Annotated in this window: 22 protein-coding genes; 8 read left to right on the plus strand and 14 right to left on the minus strand. The window is 71.8% G+C overall.

Translation table 11 applies throughout. From position 1 onward, the window contains the following. Positions 1–67: 67 nt before the first annotated feature. The 4 genes from Sm713_RS32445 to Sm713_RS32460 form a co-directional block, all read right to left on the minus strand. The gene (locus tag Sm713_RS32445; protein ID WP_249416835.1) at positions 68–526 is read right to left on the minus strand and encodes a thioesterase family protein; all 459 of its coding nucleotides are present in this window, start codon (positions 524–526) and stop codon (positions 68–70) included. A gap of 270 nt (positions 527–796) precedes the next feature. After that, positions 797–1498 (minus strand): hypothetical protein, encoded by a 702-nt coding sequence (locus Sm713_RS32450; protein ID WP_212913536.1) that lies wholly within the window; start codon positions 1496–1498, stop codon positions 797–799. 61 nt (positions 1499–1559) lie between these two features. Beyond that, on the minus strand, positions 1560–2159 hold the full coding sequence (locus tag Sm713_RS32455) for a histidine phosphatase family protein (protein ID WP_212913537.1): 600 nt from the start codon (positions 2157–2159) through the stop codon (positions 1560–1562). A 311-nt stretch (positions 2160–2470) separates the two neighbouring features. Continuing rightward, a complete protein-coding gene (locus tag Sm713_RS32460) occupies positions 2471–3679 on the minus strand; it encodes a pyridoxal phosphate-dependent aminotransferase (protein WP_212913538.1) in 1209 nt (402 codons plus the stop codon). 156 nt (positions 3680–3835) lie between these two features. Here Sm713_RS32460 and Sm713_RS32465 point away from each other — a divergent pair, with 156 nt between their 5' ends. Continuing rightward, positions 3836–4630, plus strand: coding sequence for a helix-turn-helix domain-containing protein (locus tag Sm713_RS32465; RefSeq protein ID WP_212913539.1), 795 nt, complete (start codon positions 3836–3838; stop codon positions 4628–4630). 42 nt (positions 4631–4672) lie between these two features. Here Sm713_RS32465 and Sm713_RS32470 read toward each other — a convergent pair whose 3' ends face one another. Together Sm713_RS32470 and Sm713_RS32475 are read right to left on the minus strand one after the other, a co-directional pair. Then, positions 4673–4951 carry a glutaredoxin domain-containing protein gene (locus Sm713_RS32470; protein WP_212913540.1) on the minus strand — a complete coding sequence of 93 codons (279 nt, stop codon included), beginning with the start codon at positions 4949–4951 and terminating at the stop codon, positions 4673–4675. A gap of 217 nt (positions 4952–5168) precedes the next feature. Further along, positions 5169–6341, minus strand: coding sequence for a TIGR03118 family protein (locus Sm713_RS32475; protein WP_212913541.1), 1173 nt, complete (start codon positions 6339–6341; stop codon positions 5169–5171). Between the two features lie 288 nt (positions 6342–6629). Between Sm713_RS32475 and Sm713_RS32480 the strand changes: the two genes are divergently transcribed. The 3 genes from Sm713_RS32480 to mraY all read left to right on the plus strand — a co-directional run bounded on the left by Sm713_RS32480 (position 6630) and on the right by mraY (position 8768). Continuing rightward, positions 6630–7052: a hypothetical protein gene (locus Sm713_RS32480; RefSeq protein WP_212913542.1), complete on the plus strand. Its 423-nt coding sequence runs from the start codon at positions 6630–6632 to the stop codon at positions 7050–7052. A 68-nt stretch (positions 7053–7120) separates the two neighbouring features. Next, positions 7121–7540 (plus strand): hypothetical protein, encoded by a 420-nt coding sequence (locus Sm713_RS32485; protein WP_212913543.1) that lies wholly within the window; start codon positions 7121–7123, stop codon positions 7538–7540. Between the two features lie 160 nt (positions 7541–7700). Continuing rightward, entirely contained in the window at positions 7701–8768 is a 1068-nt protein-coding gene (mraY, locus tag Sm713_RS32490; protein ID WP_212913544.1) for a phospho-N-acetylmuramoyl-pentapeptide-transferase, read from the plus strand. A 58-nt stretch (positions 8769–8826) separates the two neighbouring features. On the opposite strand, the gene Sm713_RS32495 is transcribed toward mraY, so the two are convergent. From Sm713_RS32495 to Sm713_RS32510, 4 genes are all read right to left on the minus strand, one after another. After that, complete coding sequence (locus Sm713_RS32495) at positions 8827–9750, minus strand: hypothetical protein (protein ID WP_249416837.1); 924 nt, start codon at positions 9748–9750, stop codon at positions 8827–8829. A 47-nt stretch (positions 9751–9797) separates the two neighbouring features. After that, complete coding sequence (locus tag Sm713_RS32500) at positions 9798–11090, minus strand: VWA domain-containing protein (RefSeq protein WP_212913546.1); 1293 nt, start codon at positions 11088–11090, stop codon at positions 9798–9800. A gap of 75 nt (positions 11091–11165) precedes the next feature. Then, positions 11166–11381, minus strand: coding sequence for a DUF397 domain-containing protein (locus Sm713_RS32505; RefSeq protein WP_212913547.1), 216 nt, complete (start codon positions 11379–11381; stop codon positions 11166–11168). Further along, positions 11378–12238 carry a helix-turn-helix transcriptional regulator gene (locus Sm713_RS32510; protein WP_212913548.1) on the minus strand — a complete coding sequence of 287 codons (861 nt, stop codon included), beginning with the start codon at positions 12236–12238 and terminating at the stop codon, positions 11378–11380. The genes Sm713_RS32505 and Sm713_RS32510 overlap by 4 nt, the downstream gene beginning before the upstream one ends. A gap of 158 nt (positions 12239–12396) precedes the next feature. On the opposite strand from Sm713_RS32510, the gene Sm713_RS32515 reads away from it, so the two are divergent. Beyond that, a complete protein-coding gene (locus Sm713_RS32515) occupies positions 12397–12891 on the plus strand; it encodes an ATP-binding protein (protein WP_212913549.1) in 495 nt (164 codons plus the stop codon). A 17-nt stretch (positions 12892–12908) separates the two neighbouring features. On the opposite strand, the gene Sm713_RS40935 is transcribed toward Sm713_RS32515, so the two are convergent. After that, the gene (locus tag Sm713_RS40935) at positions 12909–13199 is read right to left on the minus strand and encodes a helix-turn-helix domain-containing protein (RefSeq protein WP_249416838.1); all 291 of its coding nucleotides are present in this window, start codon (positions 13197–13199) and stop codon (positions 12909–12911) included. Positions 13200–13380: 181 nt separating this feature from the next. Here Sm713_RS40935 and Sm713_RS32525 point away from each other — a divergent pair, with 181 nt between their 5' ends. After that, complete coding sequence (locus Sm713_RS32525; protein ID WP_212913551.1) at positions 13381–14460, plus strand: alkene reductase; 1080 nt, start codon at positions 13381–13383, stop codon at positions 14458–14460. 132 nt (positions 14461–14592) lie between these two features. Beyond that, entirely contained in the window at positions 14593–14790 is a 198-nt protein-coding gene (locus Sm713_RS32530; RefSeq protein ID WP_212913552.1) for a hypothetical protein, read from the plus strand. Positions 14791–14931: 141 nt separating this feature from the next. Here the strand turns inward: Sm713_RS32530 and Sm713_RS32535 are convergent, their stop codons facing one another. Beyond that, complete coding sequence (locus tag Sm713_RS32535) at positions 14932–15336, minus strand: hypothetical protein (protein WP_212913553.1); 405 nt, start codon at positions 15334–15336, stop codon at positions 14932–14934. A 175-nt stretch (positions 15337–15511) separates the two neighbouring features. After that, on the minus strand, positions 15512–16147 hold the full coding sequence (locus Sm713_RS32540; RefSeq protein ID WP_212913554.1) for a LysE family transporter: 636 nt from the start codon (positions 16145–16147) through the stop codon (positions 15512–15514). A 260-nt stretch (positions 16148–16407) separates the two neighbouring features. Here Sm713_RS32540 and Sm713_RS32545 point away from each other — a divergent pair, with 260 nt between their 5' ends. Beyond that, on the plus strand, positions 16408–17304 hold the full coding sequence (locus tag Sm713_RS32545; protein ID WP_212913555.1) for a HipA family kinase: 897 nt from the start codon (positions 16408–16410) through the stop codon (positions 17302–17304). 138 nt (positions 17305–17442) lie between these two features. Here the strand turns inward: Sm713_RS32545 and Sm713_RS32550 are convergent, their stop codons facing one another. After that, positions 17443–17805, minus strand: a complete 363-nt coding sequence (locus Sm713_RS32550) for a cupin domain-containing protein (protein WP_212913556.1) — start codon at positions 17803–17805, stop codon at positions 17443–17445. Between the last annotated feature and the right edge of the window lie 71 nt (positions 17806–17876).

The following is a 17876-nucleotide window of genomic DNA, read 5'->3' on the forward strand; positions in this document are numbered from 1 at the left end:
GTTAGGAAGGTTTCCTACCAGAGTTGGGGCGCGACGCCTACCCGTCGGGAGGCGGGAGTTGGAGCTGTCAGCGATCCAGCACGTCAGGGTCCGTGGCGAGTTTCCGGAGGAATCCGCGCGGGTCCTGGATCATCCGGCGCTCCCTCAGGTCCAGCATCCCGCCGAGCGCCGTGATCTCCGCGGCCACCGTGCCGTCGGCCTTCGTGAGGATCTGCGTGATCCGGAAGGTCTTGCCGGTGCCCCACTCGAACCGGCACGACATCACCGTCTCGTCGCCGGCCCGCAGCTCGCGCAGGAAGCGGATGGTGGTCTCCAGGGCGACGGGCCCGACGCCCTGGCCCACCAGGTCCTGCTGCCGTATGCCGGCGGCCGCCAGCAGCGCCCAGCGTGCGTGCTCCCCGTACTGGAGGTACACGCTCTGGTTGAGGTGGCCCTGGGTGTCGGTCTCGTAGCCGCGGACCGTGATCGGCACGGAGAAGGGCGCCCCGGATGCCGGGGACGCGGGGTCGGCGGTGGGCTCGGACACGGTGCTCTCCTTGGGACGTGGAGACGGAGCGGGGCGGCGGGGAAGGTGCCGCGGTCTTTCTAAGCGCTTGCTTATATTAGCCGCCGCGTATGAACACGGCGTGTCGCGGGCCGGGCGACCGCCGCCGGTCGCTCCGGGCCGGCGGTGCTCGGGCGGGGTGACGCTCGGGCAGGGCGACGGTCGGGTCTGGGCGACGCTCGGGCTGGGGGCTCGGGCCTGGGGGGCGGATGAGGCGACGCTCATGCCCGGGGGAGCCCGGGTGGGATGGGCTCAGGCGCGGCGGGGTGAGGCCAGCAGGAAGCGGGCGGCCGTCCTGCGGTCGGTGTGCTCGCCCGCCTGCCAGCCCGCGCCCTCCAGGGCCCCCGCGCAGGCCTGGAGTTCGGCGGCGGTCGGCGCATGCACGGCGACGGCCTCCGGCTGGGGCGTCGGTACGACCCGGTAGCCGCCGGAGCCGGCGACGGCGGGGCGGCACCCGGCCGCCTCCAGCGCGAGGGCGGCGGCCCGCACCAGGTGCGCACGCTCCCAGGCGCAGGGGAGGTCGGTGGCGGCGTGGGGGTGCGTCATCCTGCGCAGCTCGATCAGCCCCTGCCAGGCGCTGCGCACCTGCCGGGCCCGCTCGGCGCTCCCTGCGCTCTCTACGTTCCCGTCGGACTCCGGTTCGTCGCCGGTGCGGGCGGCGAAGACGGCGTCCGGGGAGCCGGTGCCGGGGGCGGCCTGGGCTTCGCTGACGGATCCGGTTCCGGGGGTCTCGCCGGCGGTCCGCCCCGCGCTGGAGGCGAGCCGGCCGGCCGCCTGCCGTACGCGGCGGCCCTCCGGGGTGAGGAAGGTGTCGTGGGGCGGGCGGGCGTGCCGGAAGGCGAGGCCGAGGCGGACCAGCGCGGCGAGCGTGGCCGCCGGGCCGCTGAGCCGGCCCGTCCCCGGGTCCGCCGCCTCGATGATCCGAAGCTGCGCGGCGCTCGGTCCCTTGGCCACCGCGTCCTCCCGTTCCGGTCTTCCGGCTCCCGGCATCCCGCCCCGTGCCCGGTCGTCCAGCCTACGGTCGCGGACTGACGTTCCAGCCGGAGATCACCGGCCGGTCGTGTTCCGTGCCGAGGGTGCACACGGTGCCGGTCGCGATCTGGAAGAGCGCTCCGGCCGACGCCGGCAGGCCGAGGCGGCGGGCGGCGACGACGCGCAGGAAGTGCCCGTGCGCGACGAGGACGACGGGGCCGGATTCGTCCCGGAGTTGCGCCTCGACCTTGGCGAGCACCCGGTCGGCCCGCGCCCCCACCTCGTCGGGGCTCTCGCCGGGGTGCTCCGGCGGGCCCGGCACCACGCCGTCGTTGAAGAGGAACCAGCCTGGCCGACTCCGGTGGATCTCGGCGGTGGTGACCCCCTCGTAGCCTCCGTAGTCCCACTCGTGCAGGTCGGGTTCCACCTGGGCGTCGCCGAGCCCGATCAGCTCCGCGGTCTCGCGGGCCCGCCGCAGCGGGCTGGTGTAGGCCGCGGCGACGGGCAGCGAGGCCAGCATCGGCGCCAGCGTCCGGGCCCGCTCCCGGCCGTTCTCGGTGAGCGGTAGATCGGTCCAGCTCGTGTGCTGCCCGGAGAGCGACCACTCGGTCTCGCCGTGCCGGACAAGCAGCAGGTCACCCATGTTCGTCTTCCTCTTCCGCCGGCCCGCGCCGGTCGTGGCGTGCCGTCCCGGAACCCTGTGATCCGGAACGGTACAAGGCTGCCATCCGCCGCACCCGGGAACGGCACCGCATCCCGCAACGACACCGCGTCGGCGACCGGCACCGGACCGGCGACCGGCACTGAACCGGCGACCGGCACTGAACCGGCCACCGTCACCGAACCGGGGTCCGCGCACCGAACCGGGCCCCGCATGCACCGGGCCCCGACGGAAGAGCAGAGCCCGGTCCGCGCGCCACCGCTCAGGCCCGACTCAGGCCCCTCAGCCCCGCCTCACTGCCGGTAGCCGCTCAGGAACCGCCCGATCCGGCTGATCGCGGCGTCCAGGTCGTCGGCGTACGGCAGGGTGAGGATGCGGAAGTGGTCGGGCCGCGGCCAGTTGAAGCCGGTGCCCTGGACCACCTGGATCTTCTCGCGCAGCAGCAGGTCCAGCACGAAGCGCTCGTCGTCGTGGATGGCGTGCACCTTCGGGTCGATCCGCGGGAACGCGTAGAGCGCGCCGCGCGGTTTGACGCAGGAGACGCCCGGGATCTCGTTCAGCTTCTGCCAGGCGCGGTCGCGCTGCTCGTGCAGCCGGCCGCCGGGCGCGGTCAGCTCCCGGATGGACTGCCTGCCGCCGAGCGCGGCCTGGATGGCGTACTGGGCGGGGGCGTTGGGGCACAGCCGCATGGAGGCGAGCATCGCCAGCCCCTCCAGGTAGTCCCTGGCGTGCTGCCGGGGGCCGGTCACGACCAGCCAGCCGGAGCGGAAGCCCGCCACCCGGTAGGTCTTGGAGAGCCCGCAGAAGGTCAGCACCACGAGGTCGGGGGCGAGCGCGGCGGCGCTGTGGTGCACCGCGTCGTCGTAGAGGATCTGGTCGTATATCTCGTCCGCGAAGACCATCAGGCCGTGGCGGCGTGCGAGGTCGAGGATGCCCTCGACGATCTCCTTGGGGTAGACGGCGCCGGTCGGGTTGTTCGGGTTGATGATCACGACGGCCTTGGTGCGGTCGGTGATCTTCGACGCCAGGTCGGCGAGGTCCGGGTACCAGTCCGATCCCTCGTCGCAGAGGTAGTGCACGGCCTTGCCGCCGGCGAGCGTGGTGACCGCCGTCCACAGCGGGAAGTCGGGCGCGGGGATGAGGACTTCGTCGCCGTCCTCCAGCAGTGCCTGGACGGCCATCGAGACCAGCTCGGAGACGCCGTTGCCGAGGAACACGTCGTCCACGTCCACGTCGAGGCCGAGGGTCTGGTACCGCTGGGCCACCGCGCGCCGTGCGGAGAGGATGCCGCGCGACTCGGTGTAGCCGTGTGCCTGGGGGAGCATCCGGATCATGTCCTGGACGATCTCCTCGGGGGCCTCGAAGCCGAAGAGCGCGGGGTTGCCGGTGTTCAGGCGGAGCACGCTGTGCCCGGCCTCCTCCAGCGCGTCCGCGTGCTCGATGACCGGGCCCCGGATCTCGTAGCAGACCTCGCTGAGCTTGCTCGACTGCCGGAACTCCATACGACCGCCTCCCGACCTTGTACCCGGCGACTGTGAACCTCCGCGGCGCGCACCCGGTCGCACCCGGTGCACGCCACGGCACGCGGCCTTGTGCCGGTCCTGCGGCCTCGCGTCCGACTTGGTTTTACCAAGTACGCGCTTGGAAAGTCCAACAACATGTCTAGACTGCGACGCATGCCACGTCAGTCACGCCAGCCGGACGGTGCCGCGGCGCCCGCGCGCACCGGGCAGCCGGGCCGGCCGCAACGCCGCAGTTACGACCACTACTGCGGCGCGGCCCGCGCCCTGGACGCGGTGGGGGACCGCTGGAGCCTGCTGATCGTCCGCGAACTCCTCGGGGGTGCCCGGCGCTACACGGATCTCCACGCGGACCTGCCCGGCGTCAGCACGGACGTGCTCGCGTCCCGCCTCAGGGACCTGGAGCGCGAAGGGGTCGCCGTCCGGCGCAGGCTGCCCCCGCCCGCGTCCGCCGCGGTCTACGAACTCACCGACCGGGGCCGGCGGTTGCTGCCCGTCCTTGAGGCGCTGTGCGCGTGGGGCGCGGAGGAGCTGGCCGAGCGGCGCCCGACGGACGCGGTGCGCGCGCACTGGTTCGCGCTGCCCCTGCGGGGACGGCTCGCCGCGCTCGGCGGGGTGGGGGTGGCGGAAGTGCACGTGGACGAAGGGGTGTTCCACGTCTTCGTCGGACAGTGCCCGGAAGGGGGTTCGCCGCCCGGGGCCTTGAGCGCGGCCGGTTCCGGGGGAGAGCCGGGGGCCGTGTACGGCGACGGGCCCGCGCCGGGCGAGCCCGACGCCCTGCTCCGGCTGGACTCGGCGACGTGTGCGGAGGTCGTCGCCGGGGCGCTGGGCGTGGGGGAGGCGGTGCGGTCCGGCCGGCTGCTGGTGGACGGCGACGGACCGCTCGCCAAGGCCCTGCTCGGTGCGGGCGGCCGGCACCAGGACACCGGGTGATCCCCCGGCCCCGGGCGCGGTGGAAGGGAAGGCGCCCGCAGGTCAGCCGGCGGGCCGCAGCAGGTGCGGTGCGTAAGCGGCGACCGCGTCCATCACCTGCCTCTTCGACGGGTTCACCATCGCCCTGCCCGCCACGGTCACCGTCGGCACCGTCTCGTTCCCGTCGGCCACCAGGCGGACGAACGCCGCGGCCTCCGGGTCCTTCCAGATGTTCACTTCGGTGTAGTGCAGTCGCGTGAACCTCAGGAGCAGCCGGAGTTTCATGCAGAAGACACACCCCGGCTTCCAGAAGACGACGACACCGTCCTGTGGCCCGATCATTTTCTCTCCCCCGTCCGTTGGTCGGCCTTCACGGCCCGCCGTCCAGCCTAGAGGAGCCGCTGTTCGACGTCCTGCGGATGCGCGCGTGGCACTGGGGTGGTCAACGGGCTGCTTCCCCGAGCCCGTTCCGACCGTGGCGAGAACGTCGACGGGGCCGCCCCCCGAAGGAAGGGGCGGCCCCGTCCGCCGCGCTCAGACGCGCGGCCGCCGGTCGGCCTTACGGGCGAATGACGCCCAGCAGGCCGTCCTTCTCGCCGTTGATGCCGGAGGCGAACCAGACCGCGTCGGTGCCCCCGGTCGTCTCGGTGCCGGGCAGCAGGCCCCACAGGCCGGGCTGGGAGAACGGCTTTCCCGAGGTCAGGCGCAGCTTGGTGGCGTGGTGGTTGTCGAAGTGGTGGCCGTGCTTGGGCAGGATGTTGATGGTGCCGTCGCCGAAGTTGCCGATCAGCAGGTCGCCGGCCTTGTCGCCCCAGCTCTTCGGCGCGATGGCCAGGCCCCACGGGGCGCTCATGTCCTTACCGGAGGCGACGCGGGCGAGGAAGTGCCCCGACGCGTCGTACTCGTCGACGATGCCGTTGCCCGCCTCGGTGCCCTCCAGCCCGGTGTCGGGGTTCGGGATGTCGTAGGTGACGTAGACGTTGTTGCCGATGGCCTGCGCGTTGAAGGCCTTGTAGCCCTTGGGCAGGTGGGCGTCGCGGAACTGCCAGGGAGCCAGCTTGACCGGCTTGAACCGGGAGTCGAAGACGTCGATCGCGCCCGACGCGAAGTCCGTGGCGTACAGCTGGTCGCCCTGCGCGGTGCTCGCAACCGCCAGGCCGGTGAAGGCGGCTCCCGCGACCGTCGCGACGTCCTCGGTCTGGCCGATGTTGGGGTCGACGCCCGGGGACCAGGCCTCGATGTGCCCGTCGAGCGTGGAGAACATGAACCGGGCGGAGCCGGTCTTGTCGCCGTTGTGCAGGACGAAGCCGGTGCCCTCGTAGGCGACCTGCCCGGCCGGGCCGGGAACGGAGTCCGCCATGGTGACGCGGACCTTGTCCGACTTGGCCACGGTGTCGGTGCCCGCGGGGAGCGAGTAGAGGGTGGAGCTGTTCGTGCCCTGGTTGGACGTCCACAGCGCCGAGGCCGAGGTCATGGCGATGCCCCAGGGGTTCTTCAGGTCGGGGTCGGTCAGCTTCGCCTTGCCGGGGATGTCGGAGACGAGGTCGACCTCCTCGAACGTCGAACCCTGGTGGGCGGTGTGGCCGCGGCCGTTGCCGGAGTATCCCGTTCTGTGGTCCGTCGCCGGGTGCTGCGCGGTGCTCGCGAATGCGCCCGTGGAGGCCGCGAGGGCGAGGCCGGCGGCTGCTGCCACCGAGATCGCCAAGGCCCGGGACGCACGTATGTCCTTCATCTGATGAAACCTCCCGTAAGTGAATGTCTGCACCCGTGACACGTGCGGATATGACGGAGTTGTTCAGGGGCTGGTGGGGCTTTGCCGACTTGTGATCTTTGACTCTCCGTCAGGCGCTCCAGCGGCCGGGCCCGCGCCCGTCATTTATTGGTTATTTACTGCCGCCCCTTAGCTTCATCCCGCCGACTGTGGCCATGCCGACCTCCCCGAACGCGCGCAGCGTGCCGGCGGATGTCACGCAGGGGCCCAGCAGTGGCGCCGAATCCGGCGAGCAACTGGGGGATCACCATGAAGAACGACATCCGTGCGGCCAGGCCCTGGCGCCGGCGTGCCGCAGCGGTGGCCGGCGCACTGGCGCTGGCCGGGGCCGCGGTGTGCACGACCGCCTCGCCGGCATCCGCCGCGGGCTGGGCCTGCGACCACGACGGGCACACGGTCTGGTGTGCGTCCGTGACCGGCATCTCTGCCGGGTCCTACCTGGCCTCGCACAACGGCCCGTCCTACGGCTCGGGCACGACCGGGCACCGCTACGCCAACGGCGACACGATGATGCTGGCCTGCTGGACCACCGGCGACGGCGACGCGGACGGCCACGGCGACCACTACTGGTTCGCGCTCGACTTCGACGGCGACAGCGGGTTCATCAACGACTGGTACGTGACGACCGGGTCGCCGTCCCAGTGGCAGCCGCACGTGCCGCACTGCCTGTGAGAGCAACGCAGCAACCATCCGCAAACGGGCATCACGGGATGCCTACTCGATCTCACCAGGGAGTCCTCATGCGTCGCGTCATGATCGTGCTGCTCGCCTGTCTCGGGCCGGCCATGCCCGTCGCCGTCGCCACATCCGCGGCCGCGTCCCCGTCACCGGTCCCCGCGACCACCGCGTCCCCAGCGGGGATCAACGGCACGCAGACCGCCACCTGCAACTCAGGCTATGTCTGCATCTACAAGGGCGACATCTGGGACGACAGCCCCAACCACCCCATGGTGTACAGCTTCTACCGCTACGGGACGTACAACGTCCAGAATCTCGTCGGCGACTACACCGTGATGAACTGCCAGACGGGCGGTGCGGGCGTCGAGGGATTCACGGGATCCAACGGCACGGGCAGTGTCGCCTGGAACATCGGCAACAACTGCGGGTGGGGACTCTGGACCAGCCTCACGTCGACGTACTCGGTGCGGCTGTACGCCTGAGAGGCAGTGCCCCTCCGGTGAGACCGGCGCCGGCCCGTGGCGAACGGGAGGCGCCGGCCCCCGGGCCGGGGTGAACTGCCTAGGCTGTGTGCCGGGGCGGCCGGCGAGACCGGCGAGGCAGCCCCGTGCGGGAATGTGGCCGAGGGGGAGACGCCGTCCGATGAACCAGATCCTGTTCGCCGGGGCCATAGGCCTCTTCCTGAGCCTGATCGGCACCCCGCTGCTGATCAGGCTGCTGGCTCGCAAGGGGTACGGGCAGTTCATCAGGGACGACGGGCCACGGGGCCATCACGGCAAGCGTGGAACGCCGACGATGGGCGGCATCGCCTTCATCCTGGCCACGCTCGTCGCCTACGTCCTGGCCAAGGCCATCACCGGCGAGGGCGTGACCTACCCGGGCCTGCTGGTGCTGTTCCTGATGACGGGCATGGGCGTCGTCGGATTCCTGGACGACTACATCAAGATCGTCAAGCGGCGTTCGCTGGGCCTGCGGGCCGGGGCGAAGATGTCCGGCCAGCTCGTCGTCGGCATCCTCTTCGCCGTCCTGGCCGTCCAGTTCGCGGACGACCGCGGCCAGACGCCGGCCTCCCTCAAGCTGTCGTTCGTCACCGACTTCGGCTGGAGCATCGGCCCGGTGGTGTTCGTCGTGTGGGCACTGTTCATGATCCTGGCCATGTCGAACGGCGTGAACCTGACGGACGGCCTGGACGGGCTGGCGGCCGGCGCCTCGGCCATGGTCTTCGGTGGCTACACCTTCATCGGCCTGTGGCAGTTCCAGCAGTCGTGCGCCAACGCGATGACGATGCTCCACCCCGCCTCCTGCATGGAGGTCCGCGACCCGCTCGACCTCGCCGTCATATCCTCCGCGCTCATGGGCGCCTGCTTCGGGTTCCTGTGGTGGAACACCTCGCCCGCCAAGATCTTCATGGGCGACACCGGCTCGCTCGCCCTCGGCGGAGCCCTGGCCGGCCTGGCCATCTGCTCTCGTACGCAACTGCTGCTCGCCCTGCTGGGCGGCCTGTTCGTCCTGATCACGCTGTCCGTGGTCATCCAGGTCGGCTCGTTCAGGATGACCGGCAGGCGCGTCTTCAAGATGGCGCCGCTCCAGCATCACTTCGAACTCAAAGGATGGTCCGAAGTCCTGGTCGTGGTCCGTTTCTGGACCATCCAGGGCGTGTGCGTCATCGTCGGTCTCGGCCTCTTCTACGCGGGATGGGCGGCGGGCTGAGGTTCGGGCCGGCGCCCGCCCGTGGCGAACGGGAGGCGCCGGCCCCTTCTGCCGGTGCTCAGTAGCGCTGGGGCGCCGGGTAGGAGCGGCCCCGGCCGCGGGCGAGGGCGTAGCCGCCGATGCCCGCGAGGGCGGCGAGGACGGCGCCCCCGGCGGTCCACAGCCAGCGGTCGGTCCACCAGCCGGAGGACCAGCCGCCGTCCGGCTCGCCCTTGGAGAGGGCGGCCGTCTGCGAGCCGTCACCGGAACCGTCGTCGGAGCCGTCGCCGGAAGGGCTGGCGGAGGCCGTGGCGGAGCCGTCGCCCGAGTCGCCGTCCGCGGCCATCGAGATGCCCGGGACCAGCGGCTTCGCCAGCCGGCCGCCCACGGCGTGGGCGCCGCCCGCGTCGTGGGAGAGCGCCTCCACCGACGCCTGGAACGGCTGCCCCGTGTCGGCGACGCCCAGCCCGACCGCCGTCAGCCGGACGTAGTACGTGCCGGGCAGCGGGTCGTCGGCCCACTGCTCCGCCCACGCCCGCACCGGGCGGAGCGTGCAGGAGAGCTTGAGCTCCTGGGCGTCCGCTGCGGCCGTCCGGGTCTGGTTGCCGTACATGCACGCCTGCCTGCGCCGCAGCCCGTCGTACACGTCGATCTGCCACGTGGACGTGCCCTGCCGTGCCGATCCGGACGGCAGCTTCACCGTCGCGCGCACGGTCGGCCGCTGCCCGGCGTCCGCCGGGAACGACCAGTACAGGTAGTCGCCGGTGGACGCGCTCGCCGTCGCCTCCTGGTCCTGCCGGATCTCCGCCGCCGTACGGAACGAGGTGCCCGCCTCCGTGGGTGCCGCGTCGTCGGAGGAGTCCCCGGACCCCTCGGACCCCTCGGTCGCCGAGGGCGAGGCGTCGTCCGCCAGCGCCGGAACTGCCATCGAGGCCACCGGCGCGAGCAGCGCACCGACGCCCAGCAGTCCCGCGGCCAGCGCCCGGCCGGTTCCGCCGCGCATGGTGCGCCGTCTACGCGCGGTCGTACCTGTCATACGTGTCGTACGCATCAGTTGCCCCTCCGCATCGCGACCCGCCCGCGCGACAGCCAGCCCCACACGATCCCCGCAAGGAAGCCGGTGACGACCATGGCGCCCAGCAGCCACCAGCCGCGGCCCAGGCCGAACGCGGCCACGTCCGAGGCGTTGTCGGGCCCGTCCACCACGTCCACGGTCAGCTCGACCGGCAGCCCCGGGGTGGTCTTCACCGACGGGGGAGCGGAGTAGGAGTTGCTGACCTCCAGGCAGACCGTCTCAGGTTCCGCCGCCGCGTCCGCATCCGAGTCGTCGTCATCCAGCTTGGGGCTCGGGTACCGGATCCCCGTCGAGATCACGTCCGTACGGCCGCTCCCGGCCTCGGAGCCGCGCACGATCTCCCGCCCGCGCTGCGTCACGGCACGCAGCAGCACGCCGTAGTCGCGGTTCACGGCCCGGTCGTCCGCGACGCTCACGGACGCCCGCAGCTCCTTGCCGTGCTCGACGTCCACCCGGTACCAGCGGTGCTCGCCGAACGTCTCACGGTCGTCGTACAGCCCCGGCTTGAGCTGGGGCGCGTTCGCGCACTGATCGGTGCCCTTGACGCCCACGGGCGTCACCACCGGGTCCGCGGTCCTGTCCACCAGCTGGCCCACCTTGTGGGTGAGCTGGTCCGTGTGCGTGACGGACGTGTACGTGCCGCCCGTCGCCTCGGCTATGCACAGCAACTGCGCACGCGTCTTCGCGTCCGGCACGAGCCCCAGCGTGTCGATCGTGAGGTGGATGCCCTTGGCCGCGATGTCCCGCGCCACCTCGCAGGGGTCGAGCGGCTGGCAGGTGTCCTCGCCGTCGCTGATCAGCACGATCCGGCGGGAGCCGTCGCCGCCTTCTAGATCGCCCGCCGCCTTCTGCAGCGCCGGGCCGATCGGCGTCCAGCCCGTGGGCGCGAGCGTCGCGACGGCCGTCTTGGCGTCCGTCCGGTCCAGCGGGCCCACCGGGTAGAGCTGGGCGGTGTCCTTGCAGCCGACCTTGCGGTCCTCGCCCGGGTAGTTCGCCCCGAGCGTCCGGATGCCGAGCTGCACCTCCTTGGGGGTCGCGTCCAGCACCTCGTTGAACGCCTGCTTGGCCGCGGCCATGCGGGACCCGCCGTCGATGTCCCGGGTCCGCATCGAGCCGCTGACGTCGAGGACGAGATCGACCTTCGGCGCGTTCTGCGACTGCGCCGGAGTGTCGTCCGCCGCGAAGGCCGGCCCCGCGGCGGGTCCGGCCAGGGTCAGGGCGGCGAACAGTGCGCAGAGCGCTGCCGCCGACCGTTTTCTTGTGATCATCGGCGGATCTTATTGAGAGGGAGGCACCGGCCTCAAACCGAGCCACGGTGCCTCCCGGGTGCCCCAGCGGGGTGCCTACGCCGAGGGTGCCTCAGCGGCGAACGGCAGGAAACGGCCCCATTGTTGGGGGGTGAACTGGAGGGTGGGGCCGTCCGGGTTCTTGGAGTCACGTATGTGGACGGTGGCGGGGGCGGGGGCGATTTCGACGCAGGCGGGTCCGTCGTCGGTGCTGTAGCTGCTCTTGAACCACTCAAGCTGTGGGTCGGGGCTAGCTGAGCTCTTGGGGTTCATGTCTCTCCTAGCATCCTTTCGATGAACGCCACCGACTCTCGTGGGCTGAGTGCCTGGGCGCGGATGATTCCATAGCGAAGTTCGAGGATCTGAATCTCTTGGGGGTCGGAGACGAGTTGGCTGATGCGCTGTACTTCGTGGTGAGCAACGGTGACCCCCTCGCGGAGCCTCAGCAAGTTAAAGGGCCCGGCGATACCGGCGTTGTCCTCGCTGTCCAGCGGCAGTACTTGCACCTCTACGTTTCCCAACTCTGCGATGTGCAGCAAATGTTTAAGCTGCCGTCGAAGGACCTCCTTGCCACCGATCGGTCGTCGTAGCGCGGCCTCGTCGTGCACGAAACCCAGCGCTGGAGCGGTCTTACCCTCTCTGATGATCTCTTGCCGCGCCGCGCGCCCCGCGATGCGCCGTTCCAAGTCTTCGGGCGAGAACATGGGCCGTCGCATCTCGAAGAGCGCACGTGCGTATTCCTCAGTCTGAAGCAACCCGTTGACGACGGAGTTGTCCCAGGTGCAGATTTCGACGGCTCTGCTCTCTACCTCCGTAAGGTCTCGAACCTTCTTGGGGTACCGTGCACGCTCAACCTCGTCCTTCAGCTCCGCGATGACCCCGCCCGCGTTCAGCACCTCATCCGCTGCCGTGAGGAAGTCGGGGCTCGGTGCCCGCCGTCCCCGTTCGACCGACGACACCTGCTCCATGCCATAGCCGATCGCTTCGCCCAGCTCTGTCTGAGTGAGCCCCGCCCGCTCGCGGAACTTCTTGATCACCCGGCCGACCGTCCGCAGGACAGCCGCCGAGTCGTCCTCAGAAGGTTGTGCGTCCACGTCGCCGAAGGGGTCCCCGTGGCGTGTCCCTCCCATGTGCACCTCCGTAAAGTCCCTGGTATGCAGCAACGCCACCCGCGAGCCCGATGTCACGGGGCACGACCCGGACAACACCCGGACAGAACCCGGACAGTGACCCTGCGTACTCACAGCAGTCCTGTGCACCGTAGGCACACTCCGCAACGCTGAGTGACATGAATGCGCACGATGTCCGCCCAAAGGGCGACACACCCGGCCCCGCCCAACCCGGCTGCCCCGTACGCCACTTCAGCCTCAGACTCTCTGCCACGCGCCGGGGCGCACGTCTCGCGCGGCGGCTCGCGACGGAGCAGCTCGCCAACTGGGGCTGGCCGTACGATCACGAACTGTCGCTCACCGTGGCGCACCTCGTTGGCGAGCTCACCGCGAACGCGGTCCTGCACGGGCGCGTGCCCGGCCGGGACTTCCGGCTGGCGCTGGCCGTCGCGGACGACGACACGGTGCTGCGGATCGAGGTCACCGACGCCCGCGTCGAGAAGCTGCCGCCCACCCAGGTGCAGGCGGGATCGCCGGGCGGCCTCGCGGAGTCCGGGCGCGGCCTGCTCCTGGTGGAGGCGCTGGCGGACCGCTGGGGCACACGACAGGAGCCGCCGTGTACGAAGACGGTCTGGTGCGAACTGGAACCGCACCGCAAGAAGGGCGACGCGTAACGGACCCGGGGTGACCGTCAGTCCCCGGCCCCGGCCAGCGCGTGCGTCTCGCTCCACCGCACCAGGTGGTCCAGAGCGTCGCTCAGTGCCGCGCCGCCCGCCGTGGGCTCGTAGGTGACGAGGACCGGGGTGCTGGGCACGACCCGGCGGACCAGGAGCCCCTGCCGTACCAGTTCCTTGAGGCGGGTGGAGAGCAGGCGGTCTGAGATGCCCGGTACCTGCGCCCGGTACTCGGCGAACCGGCGCGCCCCGCGGCAGCCGGCAAGCAGCACCGCGGCAGTCCAGCGGCGGCCCAGCAGTTCGGCCACCGGGAGGAACCCCCGGCACCGGCCGTCGTCGATGGCCGGTGGCGTTAAGCACGGAGTCGTGGTCACGTACGAATAGTAAGCCACTAACCGTCTCCTTGGTAGGGCTTCCTGCGCGTCCGACACTGGACCCGTTCCGAAGAGCCGAGGGGCCCGGCAGGGCCGAACAGGAAGGCGCACCAGCATGGTTGACGCATTCAGCGCGGTGAGGGTGGGCGGGGTGCGGCTCGCGAACCGCATCGCCATGGCGCCGATGACGCGCAACAGGGCGGGCGACGGGGAGACGGCCACGCCCCTGATGGCCGAGTACTACCGGCAGCGGGCCTCGGCGGGGCTGATCGTGACCGAGGCCGTCCAGCCCAGCCTGCGCGGGCAGAGCTACGTGCACACGCCGGGCCTGTTCACCGAGGAGCAGACCCGGTCGTGGCGGCAGGTGACCGAGGCCGTGCACGAGGCGGGCGGCAGGATCTTCGCGCAGTTGCTGCACGGCGGGCGGGAGGGCCACCCGGACGTACGGCAGGGGCTGCTGCCCGAGGCGCCCTCGGCGGTGGCCGCACCCGGCCTGACCCACACTCCGTCCGGCATGAAGGACAACGTCGTCCCGATCGCGATGACCGAGGCCGACATCGAGCGGGCGCTCGCCGACTTCGCGGGCGCCGCGCGGAACGCCGTCGCGGCGGGCTTCGACGGCGTTCAGTTGCACGGCGCCAACGGCTACCTGATCCACCAGTTCCTCTGCTCCGACGCCAACGTCCGCACCGACCGGTGGGGCGTCACGCCCGAGGGCCGCACCCGGTTCGCCGTGGCCGCCGTCGAGGCGGTCGCCGACGTTGTCGGCGCGGAGCGCACCTCCCTGCGCGTCTCGCCCGCCAGCACGGTGCACGCGATGCGGGAGGAGGACCCGGAGGCTCTGTACAGGGCCATGATCGACGGGCTCAAGCCGATCGCGGGCGACCTCGCCTTCCTCGACATCAGCGAGACCCCCGGCCACCGCGACCTCACCCGGACCCTCCGCTCGCTGTGGCCCGGCGCGCTCATCCTCAACCCGCACCGCGACGAGGCGCCGCTTGAGCCCCACGAGGTGGTGCGCGACGTGCTGGACAGCGGTGTCGCCGACGTCGTCGCCCTCGGCCGGTCCTTCCTCGCGAACCCGGACCTGCCGCACCGGATCGCGGCCGGCGGCCCGTACAACACGCCGCAGCCCGAGACGTTCTACGGCGGCGACGCCGGCGGGTACACCGACTACCCCGCGCTGGCCGGCTGACCGGCGCGCCCTCGTCCATCCCCCTTCCTCCTCCGTCGCCGCTCGGTTGCGCCGGTCTCGGCGATTTGAGTACAGCGTTCGCGAACGCTGCTTGTGAAAGGGTCGGAGTTGCCGAGGCGAGGGGAGACGGCGATGGACAGGCGGGGGCACGGCATCGAGGTACAGGTCGCGTTCGACGGCCCGGACGGCCGGACCGCCGAGTTGCTGCTCGCGATGGGGCTGAGGGCGTCGCGGTTCTGGTGGCCGGCGGACCCGTCGACGAGCTGGCGCATCGCGGCCGCAGTGCGCCGGCCGGCACCCCACGGCCCGCCGGCCGCACCCGCCGCCTGATCCAGGGCGGTATCGGGGCGGTACCGGGCTCCGCGCGGACGCTGCTCAGGGGACACGCGCCGGCGCGGCGGTCGACGCACCACGGGGGCGGCTCACCGTGCCTACGGTGCGCCGCCCCCGCTGGGATCGAGGTCCGTTCGGCTACGGAACGAGCCGCGTCGCGGACTCGTGCACGGCACCGTCACCCGCGAACGCCACCGTCGCGCCGCGCCAGTTGACTCCGGGCACGCTCGCGCAGCCGTCGCGGGCCGTGGTCAGCTCGGCCGAGCGCCCGCCCTTGGCCACGCGCACCGTCTTGCCGGGGAAGCCGAGACCGTTGTCCGCGTTGACGAGGCAGACCTGGTCTCCTCCGGTGTGGCCGTGGTGCACGGCGATCCTGGAGTCGACCGCCTCGCCGGCCGCGGCCACGATGAGCGCCGGCTGGTTGGTCTCCATCCGCGGGTCGTCCGCGGCCCGCGCGTGCGAGGGCACGGCGAGCAGGCCCCCCGTGAGGAGGGTGGCGACCAGGAGCGACCTCGAAATGAGGCGCGTGGTGGAGGAATCCATGTCCGACCTCTCGACGATCCAAGGGGGGGCGTGAACGAGTCTGCGCGGCCCCCGGCACCTCTCGGTAACGGCGTCGTGACGCGCACATGGCAAATCGCCGACCTCTCCAGATGCCTGGCCGCCGAGGCCGGATGCCGCCGGCCCTCGCCCGCCATGCGCCGCCCCTCGCCGCCCATCACGGGGACGAGACCAGGAGACGGAGCGCCAGGACCGCGATCAGCAGGCTTGAGCCCAGAGCGGTGGCGAGTTGCCCGCGAGCGCCGGTCAGGGCCCGGCCGAGCAGCGCACCACCGCCGGCGAGGAACAGCTGCCAGCTGGCGGACGCGGCGAAGGCGGCGAGGACGAAGACGGCCTGTTCCGGATGGCTCGGTACCGATGCGGCCTGGCCGCCCAGGACCAGGGCCGTGAAGTAGATCACGGTGAGCGGGTTCATCATCGTGACGCCCCACAGTCCCAGATAGGCGCGGATGGGGCTGACCGGCGCCTGTCTGCCCGCCGAAGTGGGGCCATGGCGGTTGCGGTACCGCCTCACCGCCACGGCACCGCCTCGCGCCGCCAGAGCGAGGAGCACCAGCACCGACGCCCAGCGCAGCGGCACCAGCACGGGCTGGATCGTCCGGGCGAGCGCGGTCCCACCGACCTCGGCGATCAGCGCGTACAGGCCGTCGGCGGTGGCGACGCCGAGCGCGGCACACGCACCGATCCTCAAGGACGTCCGTGCCGTGAGGGCCACCAGACAGGTCGCGACGGCCCCCACCGGCATGGCGATGCCATAACCGGCGAGGAGGCCCGCGACCAGCGCGGCCGTCACGATCGGGCGGGAATCGGCCTCCGCGGTCGGCCGGGCTGCTGCTGGACCCGCACGGGACGGGCGGGGGCGGACAGCGGCAGGGAAGAGGTGATCGTGGTCATGGGCAGATCCTCGAAGCCGCGGCACCACTCGTGCAACGGGATTTCCGTCCGCACCCCGCTCGGAAGGCCAGGCGCTCACCGGCTCCCGGGCCGGGCCGGCGCCCGGCCCCGGCGAAAAGGGGCCCGCGTCCGCCGTCGGCCCGCGGTTACAGTGGGCGCATGCTCCGCCGCGTGTCCTCCCTCCGGTACCTCGTCCCGCTGCGGGCCGGGGGATCCGTGCCCGGGGTCGTGGAGGCCGACGATCTCGGTACGTACGTGGTGAAGTTCACGGGCGCCGCGCAGGGCCGGAAAGCCCTGGTCGCCGAGGTGATCGTGGGGGAGCTGGGGCGGCGGCTCGGGATGCGGGTGCCGGAGCTGGTGCGGATGGACTTCGATCCGGCCGTCGCCGCCGCCGAGCCCGACCGGGAGGTGCAGGACCTGCTGCACGCCAGCGCCGGCCTCAACCTCGGCATGGACCTGCTCCCCGGCGCCGTCGACTTCACCGCCGCCGCCCTGGACACGGTCACCGTCACCCCGCTCGAAGCCGGCCGGATCGTCTGGCTCGACGCCCTCACCGTCAACGTCGACCGCACGGTGCACAGCCCCAACCTGATGATCTGGCCCAGCTTCGGCACCCGCGAACCCCGGCTCTGGCTCATCGACCACGGCGCGGCCCTCGTCTTCCACCACCGCTGGGACACCGCCCTGGCGACGGTCGAGAAGGCCTACCCCTTCCGCACCCACGCGCTGGGCGGGTACGGCCCCGACACCGTCGCCGCGGATGCGGAGCTGGCTCCGCGGGTCACCGAGGAGCTACTGCGCGAGGTCGTCGCGCTCGTGCCGGACGAGTGGCTGGCCGCGGAGCCCGGCTTCGCCGGCCCCGACGCCGTGCGTGAGGCGTACGTCGACTACCTGGCCGCCCGCGCCCGCGCCTCCGCGGCCTGGCTGCCCAAGGAGTTCCCGCACCGCGACGAGCTGGCCGCCGAGGACGCCCGCAGGGCCGCTGCGACGGAGGCGTCCCGGCCGGCCTGGCTCAGACGCGTCCCGGACCTCAGCGACAGGCCGGGGGTGCGCTGAGCGGTACCGGTGCCCCGCGCTTGTCCCTCGGCCACGATTCGCCTGCGGCGGGCATCTGGTTCTGCCCCTTGCGGTGCGTTCTTCGGGTGGCGGTGTCCTTGGGCTGGTCGCGCAGTTCCCCGCGCCCTAGGGGCGGGGCTAACCGCTGGACCGCTCGGCGTAGCCCTGCCAGTCGATGAAGACGCAGGGCCGGTCTCCGACCACCCACGCGTCGTGGCCCGGCGCGATGCTCAGCAGGTCGCCCTGGGTGAACTCCTGTTCCTCGCCGTCGTCCATGTGGACCTTCAGCCTGCCCGTGACGAGGTAGCCGAGGTGCGGCACCTCGCAACTCTCGGTCCCCATCATGGGTTTGACGTGTTTGGACCACTGCCAGCCCGGCTGGAGCGTGGCGCGGATCGCCGACCCGGACTCGCTGCCGACGACCTCCAGCTTGCCCATGCCCTCCTCGGCGGGGCGGACCTCTTCGGGGGAATCGAAGCTCTTGCGGACGAGACCGGCCATGTCGACTCCTGGGTAGTGATCGACCACCTCCCAGAATCGTCTCAGTGAAGCGGCGCCCCCGCATCTCACGG

Source organism: Streptomyces sp. TS71-3, from assembly GCF_018327685.1.
Classification (GTDB): Bacteria; Actinomycetota; Actinomycetes; order Streptomycetales; family Streptomycetaceae; genus Streptomyces.